Here is an 18,776-nt window from a genome sequence, read left to right as displayed (position 1 = left end):
TTTCGGGCCCGATTCCCCGTCGGAGGGGGTTGTCCTCGCGGCCTCTCGGCCGTTCCGACGTCGTGAACCTTAGCGAATCCGTGGGCCCGACGCTAATCGGGCTCCCGCTCTCTCGAACGGGGATTCTTCATTTCGCAAAAGCGCACGTAAAGCGACGCGACGGAGTGTCGCTCGCTGAAAGTGGTTCTTGCGGAATGGCTGTCCGGGGACCGACCGGAGTCGGCGCTCACGTCGGACAACTCGGAGAACATTACGTACCAGGCAAACCACTGTCAACCCCAGCCCCACCCCCGGTACGCTGACGCCATGACAGCGCATGCGCACACCCTTCGGTGGTGGGCCGCCTGACGGCGGCCGGCACTGACGCATGCAGACCACGGCCGCCGCCTCGGCGGCCGTTCGCGTTTCCCCCTCCGGGGGACGGCCGCGGGGAGCGGCGGTCCCACCAGGAGTGAGAGGGACGGGAACATGACGCGGATCTTCAGCGGGATCAAGCCGACCGGGCACCTGACGCTGGGCAACTACATCGGGGCCGTCCGGAAGTGGGTCGAGGAGGACCAGCACCGGGCGGACGCCCTCTTCTCCGTCGTCGACCTGCACGCCCTGACCGTGGAGCACGACCCGGCGCGGGTGCGGCGGCTCAGCCGGCAGGCGGCGACGCTGCTCCTCGCGGCGGGGCTCGACCCCGAGCGGTGCGTCCTCTTCGTGCAGAGCCACGTCGACGAGCACGCGCGGCTGTCGTACCTGCTGGAGTGCACGGCGACCGACGGGGAGATGCGGCGCATGATCCAGTACAAGGAGAAGGCGGCGCGGGAGCGGGAGCGGGGCGGGAGCGTGCGGCTGTCGCTGCTGACGTACCCGGTGCTGATGGCGGCGGACATCCTCGCGTACCAGGCGGACGAGGTGCCCGTGGGCGACGACCAGGCGCAGCACGTGGAGCTGACGCGGGACCTGGCGGTGCGGTTCAACCAGCGGTACGGGCACACGTTCACCGTGCCGAAGGCCACGCACCCGGCGGTCGGGGCGCGGGTCATGAACCTCCAGGACCCCACGGTCAAGATGGGGAAGTCGGACGACGCCGGGCCGGGCGTCGTCCACCTGCTCGACGAGCCGGACGCGGTGCGGCGGAAGGTGATGCGGGCCGTCACCGACAGCGGGCGGGACGTCGTGTACGACCGGGAGGGGCGGCCCGGCTCGGCGAACCTGCTGGAGGTGCTCGCCGCCTGTACCGGCGCGGGTGATCCGGCGGAGCTGGCGGAGGGCTACACCTCGTACGGGGCGTTGAAGCGGGACGTCGCCGACGCCGTGGTGGAGCTGCTGCGGCCGTTGCGGGAGCGGCACGCGGAGCTGGTCGCCGACCCGGCGTACGTGGACGGGGTGCTGCGGGAGGGGGCGGGCCGGGCGCGGGCCCTGGCGCGGCCGGTGGTGGACCGGGCCTACCGGGCGGTGGGGCTGCTGCCGGCCGTCTGACGGAACGCGGCCCGGTAGTCGCGCGGGCTGGTGGCGAGGTGCGCCGCGAAGTGCTGGCGCATGGTGACCTCGCTGCCGAAGCCCGCGCGGCGGGCCACCTCGGGCAGGGGGTGGTCGGTGCGTTCGAGGAGCTTCTGGGCGGCGGCGACGCGCTGGGCGGTGAGCCACCGGAGGGGGGTGGTGCCGGTCGTCGCCCGGAAGTGGCGGGCGAACGTGCGCGGGGACATGCCGGCGCGGGCCGCGAGGGAGGCGACGGTGTGCGGTGCGTCGAGGTGGGCCAGGGCGTGGGCCCGTACGGCGGCGAGGGCGTCGGCGTCGCGGTCGGCGCGCGGGGTGGGGTGCTCGATGAACTGGGCCTGCGTGCCGGTGCGGAACGGGGCGGTGACCATGGCGCGGGCGATGGTCGCGGCGGTCTCGGCACCCTGAGCGGTGCGGACGAGGTGGAGGCACAGGTCGACGCCGGCGGCGGTGCCGGCCGAGGTCCACAGGCCGCCGTCCTCGATGAACAGGGCGTTCGGTTCGACCGTGACGGCGGGGTGGCGTTCGCGGAGGCGGTCGGCGACGTACCAGTGGGTGACGGCGCGGCGGCCGTCGAGGAGTCCGGCGCGGGCGAGGGCGAAGGCACCGGCGCACAGGGCCGCGACGGGGGTGCCCGCCCGGTGGGCGCGGCGGAGGGCGTCCAGGACGGGGGTGGCGATGTCGACGTCGGGGTCGGTGAGGCCGGGGACGACGACGAGGTCGGCCTCGTCGAGCCAGGAGAGGGGGCGGTCGGGGGTGAGGGAGAGGCCGCCGGGGATGGGGACGGGCGCGGTGGGGTCGGCGGCGGCGCGGCGCAGCTCGAACGGGGGGACGCCGCGGTCGGCGCGGTCGACGCCCCAGACCTCGGTGATGACGGAGACGTCGAAGGCACGGATGCCGGGGAAGGCGAGCATCGCCACGCGGTAGGGGGTCACGGGGCGAGGATGCCAGGGACGGTGGCCGTATGTCATCGATGGGTGGCATTGCCGCCACTGGTGGGGGCGGGGTGGCGGCCGGAGGATTTCCGGCATGGAACGGAACGAGAGTGTCGTGGCCGGTGCGGTCGAGGACGGGTACGGGGCCGGCGTCGAGGTGGCGGTTGATGCCGCGCTGGTCGTGGTGGACGTGCAGAAGGGGTTCGCGGAGCCGTACTGGGGGCGGCGGAACAATCCGGGGGCCGAGGGGAACATCGTCGCGTTGATCGACGCGTGGCAGGGGTCGGGTCGGCCGGTGGTGTTCGTACGGCACCACTCGGTGTCGCCGCGGTCACCGCTGCGGCCGGGGCAGCCGGGCAACGGCCTCCAGGACGCGGTGGAGGAGCGGCGGGGGAAGGGCGCCGGGCCGGAGCTGCTGGTGGTGAAGTCGGTGAACTCGGCGTTCTACGGCGAGCCGGACCTGGACGCGTGGCTGCGGGGTGCCGGGGTGCGGCAGATCGTGGTGGTCGGCGTCCAGACGAACATGTGCGCCGAGACGACGGCGCGGATGGGCGGGAACCTCGGGTACGACGTGCTGTTCCCGCTGGACGCCACGCACACGTTCGACGCGACCGGGCCGTTCGGGTGGACGCTCACGGCGGACGAGCTGGCGCGGGCGACGGCGGTGTCGCTGCACGACGGCGGGTTCGCGACGGTCGTGTCGACGGCGGACGTGCTGCGGGGGGTCGCGGCGGGGGCGGCCGGGGTGGGGTGACCCCGGCCGCGGGGCGCCGGGGTCAGCCGTTGCCGGAGGCCAGTTCGCGGCTGCGGTCGCGGGCGGCCTCCAGGGCGGCGATGAGGGCGGCCCGTACGCCGTGGTTCTCCAGCTCGCGGATGGCGCTGATGGTCGTGCCGGCGGGGGACGTGACGGCCTCGCGGAGCTTGACCGGGTGTTCGCCGCTGTCACGGAGCATCACGGCGGCGCCGATGGCGGCCTGGACGATGAGGTCGTGGGCCTGGGCGCGGGGCAGGCCCAGGAGGATGCCCGCGTCGGTCATGGCCTCGACGAGGAAGTAGAAGTACGCCGGTCCGGAGCCGGACAGGGCCGTCGCGGCGTCCTGCTGGGACTCGGGGACGCGGAGGGTCTTGCCGACGCCGCCGAAGATCTCCTCGGTGTGCGCGAGGTGCGCGCCGGTGGCGTGGGTGCCGGCGGAGATGACGGACATGCCCTCGTCGACGAGGACGGGGGTGTTCGGCATGACGCGGACGACCGGCGTGTCGGGGGCGAGGCGCTCCTCGATGAACGCGGTGGTGATGCCGGCGGCGGCGCTGATGACCAGGTGGTCGCGGGTGACGTGGTGGGCGAGCTCGTCGAGGAGCCGGCCCATGTCCTGGGGCTTCACGGCGAGGATGAGGGTGTCGGCGCGCTTGGCGGCGTCGGCGTTGCAGACGGCCTCGACGCCGTAGCGGCCGCGGAGCTCCTCGGCGCGCTCGGGACGGCGGGCGGTGACGAGGAGGTGGGCGGTGGGCCAGCCGGCCCGGATCATGCCGCTGAGGAGGGCCTCGCCGATCTTTCCGGTGCCGAGGACCGCGACTGTCTGGGTCATTGCTCTGCTCACCTCGCCGTGGGGTACGTGCCTGGGGCCATCCTTCCACCGGGGCGGCGGGTGGTGGCGCGGTTGTCCGAGGGGCGGTACGGGAGCGGGGGGCGCGGCCGCGGCGTACGGATCGGAGGCGTACGGATGGGGCGCGTCGAATTCGCCCACCCGCCGGCCGCCGACGGGGCGAACGTCGCCACTTCGAAGACACGACCTAGCGGCGGGGGCGCTTCCTGCGGGCCGCCGGGTTGCCGGCGCGGGTGGTGCGGCGCTTCTCGTACCGGGCGCGGGCGGTCTCGTACTCGGCGCGGACGAGCTTCTCGCCGGGCGCCTCGAAGAGGGAGCGGACGAAGTAGGCGAGGAGCGAGCCGACGAAGCCGATCGCCTTCAGGCTGCGCAGGGCGTCCTCGCGGGCCGGGTCGGCGGGGCGGCGGCCGAAGCCCTCCCAGGTCCGCTGGAACGCGAGGGCCGTGCACACCGCGAACATCACGATCATCAGGCCGTTGACGAAGCCGCCGACCCGGGCGATGGCCAGGCCCTCGTACGCGAAGCGCAGGACGAACGCGCCCGCGGCGGCCGCGGCCAGGGAGCCGGCGGCGACACCGGCGCGCCGCAGCCCGTACCCGCCGTCGTGGTCGACCCAGGTCGTGCCGAAGAAGCGGAGGGGCTCGGGCCGGGGGCCGCCGGGCGCGCCGGCGGGGCCGGTGGTGTCGGCGGGGCCGGTCGGGTCCGTGGGGCCGGTCGGGTCCGTGGGGTCGCTCACGGGTCGATTATCCCCCGCCAGCCGGCGCCGCCGCGGTGGGCGTCAGGCGCAGCGCACCGTCACGTACCCGTCGGCCCCGGTCCGGACGTACGCGTCCGCCACGTACTGGCCGTTGGCGATGTTGTCCCAGAGGTTCGACGTGCCGTACGGGCCCGAGACCCACGTGCCGGGCGTCTGGCAGTTGATCGGCACGTTCACGCCTTCCGGCAGGACCTTCACGATGCCGTAGTGCGTGCCCGGGCCGCTGCGGACGTTGAGCCGGACCCCCGGCGCGACCGGGTAGCGCTTGACCGAGTACGTCTCCATGTGTGCCTCCCCCCGAGGCTCCCGCCGGATGCGGGCGCGTCTGTGGAGGGGAGGCTAACAAGCCACACCGACATCGCACGCATCATCGACTAGGCTCCGTGCGTCGCGCGTGCGCCGGTCGTGCGCCGCGCGTCCGAGCGAGCACACACGGGGGTGGATGATGCCGCCGCTGCGCAGCCCCGGGACCGTACCGGAAGCGGAGCATCCGGAGTACGCCGGGAGGTACCGGCTGGAGGACTGGCTGGGTTCGGGCGGCATGGGGGTCGTCCGGCTGGCCACGTCCGACTCGGGCCTGCGCCTGGCCGTGAAGGTGATCCACCTCGAACACGCGGCGGACCCCGAGTTCAGGGCGCGTTTCCGGCAGGAGGTCGAGGCCGCCCGGCGGGTCAGCGGGGCGTTCACCGCACCGGTCGTCGACGCCGACCCGAAGGCCGCGCGGCCCTGGATGGCGACCCTGTTCATCGACGGGCCGACGCTGTCGGAGCGGGTCAAGCGGAACGGGCCGCTGGACGTGGCGGAGCTGCGCCGACTCGGGGCCGGGCTCGCGGAGGCGCTGCGCGACATCCACCGGGCGGGGGTCGTCCACCGGGACCTGAAGCCCAGCAACGTCCTGCTCGCGGCGGACGGGCCGAAGGTCATCGACTTCGGCATCTCCCGGCCCGCCGACAGCGACGTGCGCACCGAGACCGGGAAGCTGATCGGCACACCGCCGTTCATGGCGCCCGAGCAGTTCCAGCGGCCCCGGGACGTGGGGCCGGCGGCGGACGTGTTCGCGATGGGCGCGGTGCTGGCGCACGCGGCGACGGGGCGGGGGCCGTTCGACTCCAACAGCCCGTACCTGGTCGCGTACCAGGTGGTGCACAACGAGCCGGACCTGGCGGGCGTGCCGGAGGAGCTCGCGCCGCTGCTGCGGCGGTGCCTCGCGAAGGACCCGGCGCAGCGGCCCACGCCGGAGCAGGTGATGGTCGCCCTGCGGGTGCCGGACGGGGGTGCCGGGGGCGGCGCGGCCGGGGCCGTCCGGCCGTCCGCGCGGCGCGGGGCCGGGGACACGCCGGGGGACGGCTCGCCGGGCGGGGACCCTCCGGGGGCGCGGGTGCCCGAGCAGCGCCGGCGCCGGCCCGGGAAGGTGGGCGCGGGGACCGCCGGGCGGCCGGGGTCCGGGGCGCGCCCGCCCGCCGGCGGGCGGGCCGGGGCGCGGCGGCGGCTGGTGTGGGTCGCCGCGGCGGTCGCGCTGGCCGGGGCCCTCGTCGGGGGGCTGGTCGCCGTACGGGCCGGGGACGGCCGAGGCGGTGCGCGGGACGCCGGGCCCGCCGCCGCGGCGCGGAGCTTCCGGGCGTGGGCGGTGCCGCTGGGCGCGGGCGCCGGGACGGCGCGGCCGCCGGTGTGCGCCGCGGCGGACGGCGCGCTGTACTGCGCCGCGCCCGGCGTGAAGGCCGCGCGGCTGGACCCGGCGGACGGGACGGTGGCCTGGTCGGTGCCGGCCGGAGGGCCGGCCGCGCCGGAGGAGGGCGCCGCCGTGGTGGCGGCCGGGGGGCTGGTACGTGTGGTGAGCCCCCGTACGACGGCCGGCGGGGGCGCCCGGCTGGAGGCGCTCGACCCCGCGACGGGCGCGGTCCGCTGGGGCGCCGGCCTCGGCGCGTACGCCCAGGTCGTGCACGGTGCCGACGCGGTGTTCGTGGTCGACGGGGACGGGCGGGTGCGGGCGCTCGACGGCGCGACGGGCGCCGAGCGGTGGACGGGGCGGCCCGCGGCGCGCGGCGCGCAGTGGGTGGCCGGGGCGGCGGGCGGGCCCGTCTTCGCCGCGGCGGTCGCGGGGGACGGGGTGTCGACGCTGGTCAGCGCCGTGGACCCGGCGGACGGCGGGGTGCTGTGGCGCAAGCGGGTGCCCGGTTCGCTGACGCCCGTTCAGGCGACGGAGGGGGCGCTGGTGCTGCTCTCCGCCGACCGGGACCTGTACACCGACGCCGTGGTGCGGCTGGACCTGCGGGACCGGGGGGTGCGGCGGGTCGCGCTGACGGGGGCGGCCGACCAGGCGCAGGCCGTGGTGGACGGGGAGACCGCGTACGTCGTGGGGTCGGGCGGGTCGCTGGCCGCGGTCGACCTGGGTGCCGGGGCCGGGCGGGGGCGGGAGCTGTGGCGGCTGGAGACCGGGGCGGCACGGGTGTCGCGGCCGGTGGCCGCGGACGGCCGGGTCTTCCTGATGGCCGGTGACGGGCGGCTGCTGGGTGCCGACGCCGCCCGCGGGACGCTGGTCGGGCAGAGCGGGCCGCGGATGGCGGCCGGGATCGTGCCGTTACTGGCCGCGCCGGTGACGGCCGGGGGCAAGGTGTACGGCGGGGCGCCGGACGGAGTGGTGTTCGGCGTGGACCCCGCCGGGTGGTGACGCGCCCGGCGGGCGGGCGCGTCCGCCGTGCCGGCGCCCCGTACCGGACGGGGCGCCGGGCCGCTCTCGGCCGGGGGGCTACGGGAGCTTCGTGACGTCGCGGACGGCGCCCTTGTCGGCGCTGGTGGCCATGGCCGCGTAGGCGCGCAGCGCCGCCGAGACCTTGCGCGTGCGGTTCTTCGGGGCGTACGCGCCGGCCAGGGCGTCGCGGCGGGCGGCCAGCGTCGCGTCGTCGACCAGCAGCTCGATCGTGCGGTCGGGGATGTCGATGCGGATGCGGTCGCCGTCCTCGACCAGCGCGATCGTGCCGCCGGACGCCGCCTCCGGGGAGGCGTGGCCGATGGACAGGCCGGACGTGCCGCCCGAGAAGCGGCCGTCGGTGATCAGCGCGCAGGTCTTGCCGAGGCCGCGTCCCTTCAGGAACGACGTCGGGTAGAGCATCTCCTGCATGCCGGGACCGCCCTTGGGGCCCTCGTAGCGGATGACGACGACGTCGCCGTCCTTCACCCGCTTGTTGAGGATCTTCTCGACGGCCTCCTCCTGCGACTCGCAGACGACCGCCGGCCCCTCGAACGTCCAGATCGACTCGTCGACGCCGGCCGTCTTCACGACGCACCCGTCGACCGCCAGGTTGCCCCTCAGGACCGCGAGGCCGCCGTCCTCGGAGTAGGCGTGCTCGGCGGAGCGGATGCAGCCGTTCTCGGCGTCGAGGTCCAGGGCCTCCCAGCGCTCCGACTGGGAGAACGCCTCCGCGGAGCGCACGCAGCCGGGCGCCGCGTGCCACATCTCGACGGCCTCGGCGGACGGGGAGCCGCCGCGCACGTCCCAGGTCTTCAGCCAGTCCGCCAGGGACGGGCTGTGGACGGCGTGCACGTCCTCGTTGAGCAGGCCCGCGCGGTGCAGCTCGCCCAGCAGGGCGGGGATGCCGCCGGCGCGGTGCACGTCCTCCATGTAGTACGTGCGGTCCTTCGCGACGTTCGGCGCGACCTTCGCCAGGCACGGCACGCGGCGCGAGACGGCGTCGATCTCCTCCAGCCCGAAGGGGACGCCCGCCTCCTGGGCGGCGGCCAGCAGGTGCAGGATCGTGTTGGTGGAGCCGCCCATGGCGATGTCCAGGGCCATCGCGTTCTCGAAGGCGGCGAACGTGGCGACGTTGCGGGGCAGGACCGACTCGTCGTCCTGCTCGTAGTACCGCTTCGTCACCTCGACGACCGTGCGCGCCGCGTTCTCGTACAGGGCGCGGCGGGCCGTGTGCGTGGCGAGGACGGAGCCGTTGCCGGGGAGGGACAGGCCGATGGCCTCCGTCAGGCAGTTCATCGAGTTGGCGGTGAACATGCCCGAACAGGAGCCGCAGGTCGGGCAGGCGTTCTCCTCGATGCGGAGGATGTCCTCGTCGGAGATCTTGTCGTTGACCGCGTCGGAGATCGCGTCGACCAGGTCGAGCGTGCGGACCGTGCCGTCGACGAGCGTGGCCCGGCCGGACTCCATGGGGCCGCCGGAGACGAAGACCGTCGGGATGTTCAGGCGCAGCGCCGCCATCAGCATGCCGGGGGTGATCTTGTCGCAGTTGGAGATGCAGATCAGCGCGTCCGCGCAGTGCGCCTCGACCATGTACTCGACGGAGTCGGCGATCAGGTCGCGGGAGGGCAGCGAGTACAGCATGCCGCCGTGGCCCATCGCGATGCCGTCGTCGACGGCGATCGTGTTGAACTCGCGCGGGATCGCCCCGGCCGCCCTGATGGCGTCGCTGACGATCCGGCCGACGGGCTGGAGGTGCGTGTGGCCGGGGACGAACTCGGTGAAGGAGTTGGCGACGGCGACGATGGGCTTGCGCCCGATGTCCTCGCCCGGTACCCCGGAGGCGCGCATAAGGGCACGGGCGCCCGCCATGTTGCGGCCGTGGGTGACAGTGCGGGACCTCAGCTCGGGCATCGTCGCTCGCTCCTCATCAGAGAGACTGGCTCCTTCCGAGCGTACGCCGCCTCTCCAGGAAGTGGACACCATGTCCGGATGGCGGGACGTGCGGATCGCCTGCCGGTCACCCTCCCGCGGCCCCGGCCCGGGGGTCACGCCCGGTCACGGGAGGCGGACCGACGACGCCAGGTGCTGCCGGGTGAAGGCCAGCGCCTCGGCGAGGTCGGCCTCCCGTTCGGCGGCGGACATGGCGCGCCGGGTGTTGACCTCGATGACGACGTGCCCGTCGAAGCCGGTGCGCACGAGGTGTTCCAGCAGCTCGGCGCAGGGCTGCGTGCCGCGGCCCGGTACGAGGTGCTCGTCCTTCGCTGAGCCGCGCCCGTCCGCGAGGTGGACGTGGCCCAGCCGGTCGCCCATGCGGGAGACCATGGCCATCGCGTCCGTGCGGGCGGTCGCCGTGTGGGAGAGGTCGACCGTGTAGTGGCGGTAGTCGTCCTTGGTGACGTCCCACTCGGGGGCGTACGCGAGCATCTCGCGGTCGCGGTACCGCCAGGGGTACATGTTCTCGACGGCGAAGCGCACGTCCGTCTCGTCCGCCATCCGCCGGATGCCGGTGACGAAGTCGCGCGCGTACTGCCGCTGCCAGCGGAACGGCGGGTGGACGACGACCGTCGACGCGCCGAGCCTCTCCGCCGCCGCCCGGGCCCGCTGGAGCTTCGTCCACGGGTCGGTCGACCAGACGCGCTGGGTGATCAGCAGGCAGGGGGCGTGCACGGCGAGGACGGGCACCTGGTGGTAGTCGGAGAGCCGGCGCAGGGCCTCCAGGTCCTGGCTGACGGGGTCCGTCCACACCATGACCTCGACGCCGTCGTAGCCGAGGCGCGCGGCCACCTCGAAGGCCGTCGCCGTCGACTCGGGATAGACCGAGGCCGTCGAGAGGGCGACCTTCGTGCGGGGCACGCGCGCCGCCGGCCGCCCCGCTTGCTCTGCCACGTCTGCCACGAGGGAAAGGGTACGGGTCCGGTCCGTCACTCGGGGAGGTGGTCGAGGCGGCGCAGGATGACGCCCTCGCGCAGCGCCCAGGGGCAGATCTCCAGCACGTCGATGCCGAGCAGGTCCATCGCGCCCTCCGCCACCAGCGCCCCGGCCAGCAGCTGCCCTGCCCGGCCCTCGGACACGCCGGGCAGGGCGCGGCGCTGCGCGACGGTCATGGCGGCCAGCTTCGGCACCCACGTCTCCAGTGACGTACGACTCAGCACGCGCTGCACGTACAGGCCGTCGCCGGAACCCGGCGCCCCGGCGATCCGGGCGAGCTGCTTGAACGTCTTGGACGTGGCGACGACGTGGTCGGGCCTGCCGAAGCGGGCGAACTCGCCGACCGTCCGGGCTATCTCCGCGCGCACGTGGCGGCGCAGCGCCTTCACGTCGGCCGGGTCCGGCGGGTCGCCGGGCAGCCAGCCGGCGGTGAGCCGCCCGGCGCCGAGCGGGAGGGAGGCGGCCGCGTCGGGCTCCTCGTCGATGCCGTACGCGATCTCCAGGGAGCCGCCGCCGATGTCGAGGAGCAGCAGCTTCCCGGCCGACCAGCCGAACCAGCGGCGGGCGGCGAGGAAGGTGAGCCGGGCCTCCTCCGTCCCGGTGAGGACCTGGAGGTCGACGCCCGTCTCGGCCTTCACGCGCGCGAGGACGGCTTCGGCGTTGGCGGCGTCGCGGACGGCGGAGGTCGCGAAGGGGAGGACCGCCTCGCAGCCCTTCTCCTCGGCGGTGTGCCGGGCGTCCCCGACGATCGTGACGAGCCGGTCGACGCCGGCCGCGCCGATCGAGCCGTCCGCGTCCAGCAGTTCGGCCAGGCGCAGTTCCGCCTTGTGCGAGTGGGCGGGCCGCGGCCGGGCGCCCGGATGCGCGTCCATGACCAGCAGGTGCACCGTGTTCGACCCCACGTCGAGGACTCCGAGTCTCATGCCAGCACGCTACTGCGAGCGGGGGACGGGCTGCGCCTACGCTGGTGGAGTGCCAAAGACCAAGAAGGACAAGCCGGGCAAATCGATTTCCGGCAAGAAGCGTGACGCCCCGGCGGCCGGGTTCGGCGTCCTCCGCGAGGACGACGAGAAGGGCCTGGACTTCCCCCGCGCGTGGGTGGAGTTCCCCGATCCGGCGGACGAGGACCAGGTCTTCCGTTGCGACCTGACATGGCTGACGTCCCGCTGGACGTGCGTCTTCGGCAGCGGCTGCCAGGGCATCCAGGCGGGCCGCGCCGACGACGGGTGCTGCACGCTGGGCGCGCACTTCTCCGACGAGGACGACGAGAAGCGGGTCGCCGGGCACGTGGCGCGGCTCACGCCGGAGCTGTGGCAGTTCCACGACGTGGGGACGGAGTCGGGCTGGGTGCAGCTCGACGAGGACGGCGAGCGGCAGACGCGCCGCTGGAACGGCTCGTGCGTCTTCCAGAACCGCCCCGGCTTCGCGGGCGGCGCGGGGTGCGCGCTGCACATCCTGGCGCTGCGGGAGGGGCGCGAGCCGCTGGAGACGAAGCCGGACGTGTGCTGGCAGCTCCCGGTGCGGCGGACGTACGACTGGATCGAGCGGCCCGACGACACGAAGGTGCTCCAGGTGTCGATCGGCGAGTACGACCGCCGGGGCTGGGGCCCCGGCGGCCACGACCTGCACTGGTGGTGCACCTCCGCCACCTCGGCGCACGGCGCGGGCGAACCGGTGTACGTGACGTACCGGCCGGAGCTGACGGAGCTGATGGGCGAGGCGGCGTACGGCGTGCTGGTGGAGCTGTGCGAGGCACGGCTGGCGTCCGCGCTGCCGCTGGTGGCCCCGCACCCGGCGGACCCGGCGGGCCCGGCGGGCCCGGCGGGCCCGGCCGGCCCCGTGGCGTAGGGCACCGCCGGCTCACCGCGCCTACGCCCGCCGGTCACCGCGCCTACGGGGCGGGGGGCGGCGGTTCGGTCGCGGGCGGCTCGCTCGCCGGGGGCGGGGCGTCCGTCGCCGGCGGCGGGTCGGAGGACGGCGGGGGTTCCGTCGCCGGGGGCGGCTCGCTCGCCGGGGGCGGGGTGGGCGACGGACCCGACGGGGCGTCCGGCCGCGGGGCGGGCGGCGCGGCGGGGCGGTGGGGCGGCACCTGGTGGGCCGGGGGGCGGTCGGGCCCGTGCCCGGTGAGGACGACGACCGCGCCGGACGGGCTGACGTGGATGCGGGCGCTCCAGGGCCCGCGCGGTTCGCGGGCGCGGTCGACGGAGACGTACACCGTGACCGACCGGCCGGGCTCCAGCGTGCCGGACGCGCGGTCGGCGCGGAGCCAGGGGGCGTCCGTCCGCAGGGACCAGTCGACGGGGGCGCTGCCGGTGGCGGTGAGCGTCAGCGCCGTGGCGTCGCCGTACGGCTGGGCCGTGACCGCGACGCGGCCGGGGCCCAGGCGGCCGGCGAGCGCCGGCGACGGGGCCGAGCCGCCGCCGACCACCTCCACCGAGACGCCGGGGGCCTGGCGGGGCGTGCGGAACCGGAGGTCGGGGCCGGTGCGGGCGTTGCCGGCGTTCGCGTAGTGGCCGCCGCCGGCCCTCGCGCCGGCCTCGTCGGAGGCGCTGAACGTCTGGTCCCCGCGGCCCTCGTCGATCGCCGTGTCGCCCCGGTACGCGGCCCACAGCGCGAGGACGGGCGCCGCGACGACGGTGGCGATGACGGTGGTGGTCACGGCGCGGGCGCGCATCCGGTCGCGGCGCGCGGCGTGGTCCTTGGGGTCGAGAGGGAAACCGTTCCGCCCGAAGCGCGGCCCGGCGGAGCGCGCGCGGGGGGCGTGCAGCATCGCGGCGCGCGCCGCCGACCGGGGCGCCGGCACGAGCGGGAGCGTGGCGGGGGTGACCGTGGAGCCCGGCCAGGGGCCGGCCGCCTCGGCGCGCTCGGCGGCACGGCGGCACAGCGGGCAGTCGTCGACGTGCCGGACCAGCTCCCGGCGCAGCGCCGTGGACAGCAGCACCCGGTGGTCGCCGGTGAGACGGGCGACGGCGGGACACGTGCCGGTCTCGACGACGGCGAGGGCGGCGCGGGTGCGCTCCACCTCGCACGCGGCGGCGGACAGCAGCTCGCGGGCGGCCTGCGGGGCCATGCCGAGGACGGCGGCGACCTCGGGGGCGCCCAGCTGGTGCCGTACCGCGAGCTCCAGGGCCTCGCGCTGCTCCGGTGTGGTGCCGGCCGCCTCCGGCCAGGCGAGGAGGGCGAGTTCGCCGCGGCGCTCGGCGGTCTCCTCGGGGACGCGGGGGGCCTCCCCGGAGGCCGGCCGCCGGGTGTGCGCGCCGTGCCGGGCGCGCCGCCGCCGGGCCAGTTCGCGCAGGCAGGCCCAGCGGGCGAGGGCGTACAGCCACGCCTTGCGGAGCGGGGGCTCCGCGGGGCAGCGCCCCTGCTGGCGTTCCGCGACGGCCAGGACCTCGCCGAGGACGGCGGTGGCCGCGTCGTGGTCGCACAGCACGGAGAGGCAGTAGGTGAAGAGGCCGTCGAGGTACGGCTCGTAGGTGGCGGGCGGGTCCTGCGCGACCGCCCGCCCGCTCCGGGGCGCACCGCGCTGCGCCCGGTGTGCGCCGGTGGTGTCCGTGGGGTGCTCCAGCCTGCTGCTCATCACCCGGCGACCGTAGGCGCCTTGAGGCACACTCCTCGTGCCGCTCCGACACTTTTAAGCCTTATGGGTGAACGTATCCCTCGAAAGGGGACAGGGGGATTTGCCAATGTCCCGTGTCGGCCCTAGCGGAAGCCCCGCCCACCGGTCCCGGGCCGACGGGCCGTACGGGCGCCTTCCCGGCCGGCCCGGGGCGGGGTGGGGGCCGGGCGGACCGGGGCCGGGTCGGACGGGGCGGGATGGGCGGGGCGGGCTGGCGCACGGGCCGGGGCCGGTGAGCGGCCCGGGGTCCGCGGCCTCGGGAACGCCCGCGGGAGCGCGTCCCCGCGGGCGCACGGCGGGCGGCCGTCCGCTGTCAGTGGCGGCGGCTACGGTGGGTCGCATGGCTGCCCGTACGAAATCCACCAAGGACCGGCCGTCCTACCGCTGCACCGAGTGCGGCTGGACGACCGCCAAATGGCTCGGCCGCTGCCCCGAGTGCCAGGCGTGGGGGACGGTGGAGGAGTACGGCGGCGCGCCCGCCGTCCGGACGACGGCGGCCGGCCGGGTGTCGACGGCGGCGGTGCCGATCGGCCAGGTCGACGGGCGGCAGGCCACGGCCCGCTCGACGGGCGTGGACGAGCTGGACCGGGTGCTGGGCGGGGGGCTCGTGCCCGGCGCGGTCGTCCTGCTCGCGGGCGAGCCCGGCGTCGGCAAGTCGACGCTGCTGCTGGACGTGGCCGCGAAGGCGGCGAGCGAGGAGCACCCGACGCTGTACGTGACGGGTGAGGAGTCGGCGAGCCAGGTGCGGCTGCGGGCCGACCGGATCGGCGCGCTGCACGACCACCTGTACCTGGCGGCGGAGACGGACCTGTCGGTGGTCCTGGGGCACCTGGACGCGGTCAAGCCGTCGCTCCTCGTCCTGGACTCGGTCCAGACGGTGGCGTCGCCGGAGATCGAGGGGGCGCCGGGCGGCATGGCGCAGGTGCGGGAGGTGGCCGGGGCGCTGATCCGGGCGTCCAAGGAGCGCGGCATGGCCACGCTGCTGGTGGGCCACGTCACGAAGGACGGCGCCATCGCGGGGCCGCGGCTGCTGGAGCACCTGGTCGACGTGGTGCTGCACTTCGAGGGCGACCGGCACGCGCGGCTGCGGCTCGTGCGGGGCGTGAAGAACCGGTACGGGGCGACCGACGAGGTGGGCTGCTTCGAGCTGCACGACGAGGGCATCACGGGCCTGGCCGACCCGAGCGGGCTGTTCCTGACCCAGCGCGCCGAGCCCGTGCCGGGCACGTGCCTGACGGTCACGCTGGAGGGGCGGCGGCCGCTGGTCGCGGAGGTGCAGGCGCTGACGGTCGACTCCCAGATCCCGTCGCCCCGGCGTACGACCTCGGGCCTGGAGACGTCCCGCGTGTCGATGATGCTGGCGGTCCTGGAGCAGCGGGGGCGGATCAGCGCGCTCGGCAAGCGCGACATCTACAGCGCGACGGTGGGCGGCGTGCGGCTGACCGAGCCCGCGGCGGACCTGGCGGTCGCGCTGGCGCTGGCGTCGGCGGCGTCCGACACGCCGCTGCCGAAGAACCTGGTGGCGATCGGGGAGGTGGGCCTCGCCGGGGAGGTCCGGCGGGTGACCGGGGTGCAGCGGCGGCTCGCGGAGGCGCACCGGCTGGGGTTCACGCACGCGCTGGTGCCGGGGGACCCGGGGAAGGTGCCGGCGGGGATGCGGGTGCTGGAGGTCGCGGACGTGGGCGAGGCCCTGCGGGTCCTCCCCCGCGGCCGCCGGCCGTCCGCCCCGGCCGCGGAGTAGGAGGCCGGACCCGCCCGCCGTCCGCCCTGGTCCGACCCGGTCCTCCCCGGTCCTCCGCCCGGGACCGGGGAGGGCGGCCGGCGGGCGGGGGATCCGTCGGCGGAGCCACCGGTGCGGTGGGGGTCGCTAGACTTTGGGCTGGTCTCGCCCACCCGTACGAGCCGGAGGAGTGCAGTGGCAGCCAACGACCGGGCAACACCCGGAAAGTCGGGCGGAGGCTCCGGCAACGAAGCGCTGATGCGCGCGTCCCTCAGCGCGGTCGCCCCCGGCACGGCGCTGCGGGACGGACTGGAGCGCATCCTCCGCGGCAACACGGGCGGTCTGATCGTCCTCGGCATGGACAAGACCGTCGAGTCGATGTGCACCGGCGGTTTCGTGCTGGACGTCGAGTTCACCGCGACCCGGCTGCGCGAGCTGTGCAAGCTCGACGGCGCGCTCATCCTCGACAAGGACAGCACCAAGATCCTCCGCGCGGGCGTCCAGCTGGTCCCCGACGCGTCGATCCCGACCGAGGAGACCGGCACGCGGCACCGCACGGCGGACCGGGTGTCCAAGCAGTGCGGCTTCCCGGTGATCTCCGTGTCGCAGTCGATGCGGCTGATCGCCCTGTACGTGGACGGCGAGCGCCGCGTCCTGGAGGAGTCCGCCGCGATCCTGTCGCGCGCCAACCAGGCCCTCGCCACGCTGGAGCGGTACAAGCTGCGCCTCGACGAGGTGGCCGGGACGCTCTCCGCGCTGGAGATCGAGGACCTGGTGACGGTCCGGGACGTGACGGCCGTGGCGCAGCGGCTGGAGATGGTCCGCCGGATCGCCACGGAGATCGCGGAGTACGTCGTCGAGCTGGGTACGGACGGCCGCCTCCTCGCGCTCCAGCTGGACGAGCTGATCGCGGGCGTGGAGCCGGAGCGCGAGCTGGTCGTGCGGGACTACGTGCCCGAGCCGACCGCGAAGCGGTCCCGTACGGTCGCGGAGGCGCTGACGGAGCTGGACGCGCTCTCGCACGCCGAGCTGCTGGAGCTGCCGACGGTGGCCCGCGCGCTCGGCTACAGCGGTTCGCCGGAGACCCTGGACTCGGCGGTGTCGCCGCGCGGCTACCGGCTGCTGGCGAAGGTGCCGCGCCTGCCGGGCGCGATCATCGAGCGGCTCGTGGAGCACTTCGGCGGGCTGCAGAAGCTGCTCGCGGCGAGCGTCGACGACCTGCAGGCCGTCGACGGCGTCGGCGAGGCGCGCGCCCGCAGCGTCCGGGAGGGCCTGTCGCGGCTCGCCGAGTCGTCGATCCTCGAACGGTACGTCTGACGGGCGCGGGGGCGCCGGCCCCCGCCGTTCAGTCCTTCGCCAGCGTGATCGACGACCGCAGTACGCCCTTCACGCCCGGCACGGTGGCCTCCGCCAGGTAGGTGCCCGGGCCCGCCGTCCTCACGGGGGGCGTGGCGCAGCGGGGCGCGCTGTGGCGGCGGTCCCACTCGATCAGGTAAGTGGCGGTGCCCCCGGCCGGGACGGCGACGTACACGCTGCCGGGCCCCTTGGGGCAGTCCTTGGACGACCAGACCTCGTCGCCGCCCTCGTCACTGATCGTCAGGACCGCGGTGGCCGGGCCGAGATCGGTCTTGCACCCGGTCGCGGAGGTGTTCCGCGCGGTCAGCCGGAACTGCGGCTTCTCGTCGGGGGCGTACGAGACCTCCGTGCTGCCGAGCGTCAGCTGGAGGGTGCCCGGCACGCAGTTCGGCAGCGGCGAGCCGGCCGGGACCTGCCGGCCGGAGCCCGAACCGCCGCCCTGGCCGCCCGCGGCGGAGCCCGTGCCCGCACCCGGGCCGGAGCCGCCGCCCGTCGCCCCGCCCGCGCCGGAGCCGCTCCCGCCGGTGCCGGAGCCGCCGGTATCGGAGCCGCCCGAGCCGGACGAGCCTCCGGAGGCGCCGGACTCGTCGCGGCCGCCGGGCTGCGTGCTGATGGCGGGGCCCGAGGGTGACGGGCCCGGCGTGATGGACGGGGCGGGCGAGCCGGCGTTGGCGCCGTCGTTGCCCTGGGAGGGCCCGTCGTTCCCGAAACCGACGAACCAGGCGATCAGGACGGCGAGCAGCGCGACCACGGCCGCGACGATCGCCCTCCGCCGCCAGTAGATGGAGGAGGGAAGCGGCCCGACCGGATTGCGCAGAGATCCCACGGCGAAAACTGTACGAGAGATCGCGGCCGACTCCGGCCGCACGCGCCGCTCCTGCGCCAAGTTTTACCGATGATCACATCTGTGTGGCCGGTTTGCGAGGACCCGCGGGCGTGTCCGCGGCGGATGGCGCCGAACGGGTGGTTCCGGCGGCCGGGTACCGTCCCTGCTCATGAGTGAGGACCTCTATCGCACCGTCACCGACTTCGCCCGGGACACTCCCCCCTGGGTGCACGTCTTCGCCGAGATCGGCACCGACGCCGGACTGCTGCTCTTCGGCGTGCTGTTCGTCGCCGCCTGGTGGCGGGTGCGGCCCGCCGACGGGCGGGCGGTGGCGCTCGCCGCCCTCGCGCCGGTCGCCACCGCCTTCGGCTACGTCGTCAGCGAGACGCTGAAGTCGCTGGTGGACGAGGAGAGGCCGTGCCGCGCGGTGGTGGGCGCCGTCGCGTCGATCGCGGAGTGCCCCCCGTACGGGGACTGGTCGTTCCCGAGCAACCACTCGGCCATCGCGGGCGCGTCGGCGATGGCGCTCGCGCTGGCGTGGCGGCGGATCGCGTGGCTGACGATGCCGCTGGCGGTCGTGATGGCGTCCTCGCGGGTGTTCGTGGGCGTGCACTACCCGCACGACGTGGCCGCGGGCCTCGTGGTGGGCGCGCTGGCGGTGGTCCTGTTCGTCCGCCTGCTGACGGGCCCGACGCAGCGCCTGGTGGAGACGATGCGCATGAGCCGCTCGGGTGCCGCGCGGTGGCTGGCGGGCCCCGGTCCCGGCATCGAGCCGGCCGCGGCGCTCCCCCGGCAGCGCGGCCGCCGCGCCGCCCCCCGCCGCGCGGCGGGCCGTCGCCGGGTCTCCTGAGGGGCGC

16 protein-coding genes are annotated in these 18,776 nt (G+C 75.6%); 7 read left to right on the top strand and 9 right to left on the bottom strand.

Annotated elements, in window-relative coordinates; genetic code table 11:
* Window positions 1-468 precede the first annotated feature (468 nt).
* Window positions 469-1,470, top strand: a complete 1,002-nt coding sequence (gene trpS / locus IE106_RS27045) for a tryptophan--tRNA ligase (protein ID WP_189537845.1) — start codon at window positions 469-471, stop codon at window positions 1,468-1,470.
* Here trpS and IE106_RS27040 read toward each other — a convergent pair.
* Window positions 1,437-2,459 carry a GlxA family transcriptional regulator gene (locus tag IE106_RS27040; protein WP_189537844.1) on the bottom strand — a complete coding sequence of 341 codons (1,023 nt, stop codon included), beginning with the start codon at window positions 2,457-2,459 and terminating at the stop codon, window positions 1,437-1,439. The two genes, trpS and IE106_RS27040, sit on opposite strands and share 34 nt — an antisense overlap.
* Window positions 2,460-2,517: 58 nt before the next feature.
* Between IE106_RS27040 and IE106_RS27035 the strand changes: the two genes are divergently transcribed.
* Window positions 2,518-3,177 carry a cysteine hydrolase family protein gene (locus tag IE106_RS27035; protein ID WP_189537843.1) on the top strand — a complete coding sequence of 220 codons (660 nt, stop codon included), beginning with the start codon at window positions 2,518-2,520 and terminating at the stop codon, window positions 3,175-3,177.
* A gap of 22 nt (window positions 3,178-3,199) precedes the next feature.
* Here the strand turns inward: IE106_RS27035 and proC are convergent, their stop codons facing one another.
* From proC to IE106_RS27020, 3 genes are all read right to left on the bottom strand, one after another.
* The gene (gene proC, locus IE106_RS27030) at window positions 3,200-4,009 is read right to left on the bottom strand and encodes a pyrroline-5-carboxylate reductase (protein WP_189537842.1); all 810 of its coding nucleotides are present in this window, start codon (window positions 4,007-4,009) and stop codon (window positions 3,200-3,202) included.
* 205 nt (window positions 4,010-4,214) lie between these two features.
* Entirely contained in the window at window positions 4,215-4,763 is a 549-nt protein-coding gene (locus tag IE106_RS27025; RefSeq protein ID WP_189537841.1) for a hypothetical protein, read from the bottom strand.
* 42 nt (window positions 4,764-4,805) lie between these two features.
* Window positions 4,806-5,069, bottom strand: coding sequence for a peptidase (locus IE106_RS27020; protein ID WP_189537840.1), 264 nt, complete (start codon window positions 5,067-5,069; stop codon window positions 4,806-4,808).
* A gap of 160 nt (window positions 5,070-5,229) precedes the next feature.
* On the opposite strand from IE106_RS27020, the gene IE106_RS27015 reads away from it, so the two are divergent.
* Window positions 5,230-7,452, top strand: a complete 2,223-nt coding sequence (locus tag IE106_RS27015) for a serine/threonine-protein kinase (RefSeq protein ID WP_189537859.1) — start codon at window positions 5,230-5,232, stop codon at window positions 7,450-7,452.
* 78 nt (window positions 7,453-7,530) lie between these two features.
* On the opposite strand, the gene ilvD is transcribed toward IE106_RS27015, so the two are convergent.
* The 3 genes from ilvD to IE106_RS27000 form a co-directional block, all read right to left on the bottom strand.
* Window positions 7,531-9,384, bottom strand: a complete 1,854-nt coding sequence (gene ilvD / locus IE106_RS27010) for a dihydroxy-acid dehydratase (protein WP_189537839.1) — start codon at window positions 9,382-9,384, stop codon at window positions 7,531-7,533.
* Window positions 9,385-9,528: 144 nt separating this feature from the next.
* Window positions 9,529-10,359, bottom strand: coding sequence for a sugar phosphate isomerase/epimerase family protein (locus IE106_RS27005; RefSeq protein ID WP_189537858.1), 831 nt, complete (start codon window positions 10,357-10,359; stop codon window positions 9,529-9,531).
* 35 nt (window positions 10,360-10,394) lie between these two features.
* Window positions 10,395-11,324 (bottom strand): Ppx/GppA family phosphatase, encoded by a 930-nt coding sequence (locus IE106_RS27000; RefSeq protein WP_189537838.1) that lies wholly within the window; start codon window positions 11,322-11,324, stop codon window positions 10,395-10,397.
* Between the two features lie 85 nt (window positions 11,325-11,409).
* Here IE106_RS27000 and IE106_RS26995 point away from each other — a divergent pair, with 85 nt between their 5' ends.
* Window positions 11,410-12,249 (top strand): DUF3109 family protein, encoded by an 840-nt coding sequence (locus IE106_RS26995; protein WP_373295992.1) that lies wholly within the window; start codon window positions 11,410-11,412, stop codon window positions 12,247-12,249.
* Window positions 12,250-12,292: 43 nt separating this feature from the next.
* Here the strand turns inward: IE106_RS26995 and IE106_RS26990 are convergent, their stop codons facing one another.
* Window positions 12,293-13,978 carry a BACON domain-containing protein gene (locus IE106_RS26990; RefSeq protein ID WP_189537836.1) on the bottom strand — a complete coding sequence of 562 codons (1,686 nt, stop codon included), beginning with the start codon at window positions 13,976-13,978 and terminating at the stop codon, window positions 12,293-12,295.
* A gap of 379 nt (window positions 13,979-14,357) precedes the next feature.
* On the opposite strand from IE106_RS26990, the gene radA reads away from it, so the two are divergent.
* Window positions 14,358-15,758 (top strand): DNA repair protein RadA, encoded by a 1,401-nt coding sequence (radA, locus tag IE106_RS26985; RefSeq protein WP_189537835.1) that lies wholly within the window; start codon window positions 14,358-14,360, stop codon window positions 15,756-15,758.
* 174 nt (window positions 15,759-15,932) lie between these two features.
* On the top strand, window positions 15,933-17,054 hold the full coding sequence (gene disA / locus IE106_RS26980; RefSeq protein WP_189537834.1) for a DNA integrity scanning diadenylate cyclase DisA: 1,122 nt from the start codon (window positions 15,933-15,935) through the stop codon (window positions 17,052-17,054).
* Between the two features lie 28 nt (window positions 17,055-17,082).
* On the opposite strand, the gene IE106_RS26975 is transcribed toward disA, so the two are convergent.
* Complete coding sequence (locus tag IE106_RS26975) at window positions 17,083-17,919, bottom strand: hypothetical protein (RefSeq protein WP_189537833.1); 837 nt, start codon at window positions 17,917-17,919, stop codon at window positions 17,083-17,085.
* A 169-nt stretch (window positions 17,920-18,088) separates the two neighbouring features.
* Here IE106_RS26975 and IE106_RS26970 point away from each other — a divergent pair, with 169 nt between their 5' ends.
* The gene (locus tag IE106_RS26970) at window positions 18,089-18,769 is read left to right on the top strand and encodes a phosphatase PAP2 family protein (RefSeq protein ID WP_189537832.1); all 681 of its coding nucleotides are present in this window, start codon (window positions 18,089-18,091) and stop codon (window positions 18,767-18,769) included.
* Window positions 18,770-18,776 lie beyond the last annotated feature (7 nt).

The sequence above is a fragment of the Streptomyces roseolilacinus genome (genome assembly GCF_014649335.1).
In the GTDB taxonomy this organism is placed as follows: domain Bacteria; phylum Actinomycetota; class Actinomycetes; order Streptomycetales; family Streptomycetaceae; genus Streptomyces; species Streptomyces roseolilacinus.
The sequence above is the reverse complement of the archived record's forward strand: the minus strand, read 5'-3'. Positions and strand labels throughout refer to the sequence as shown.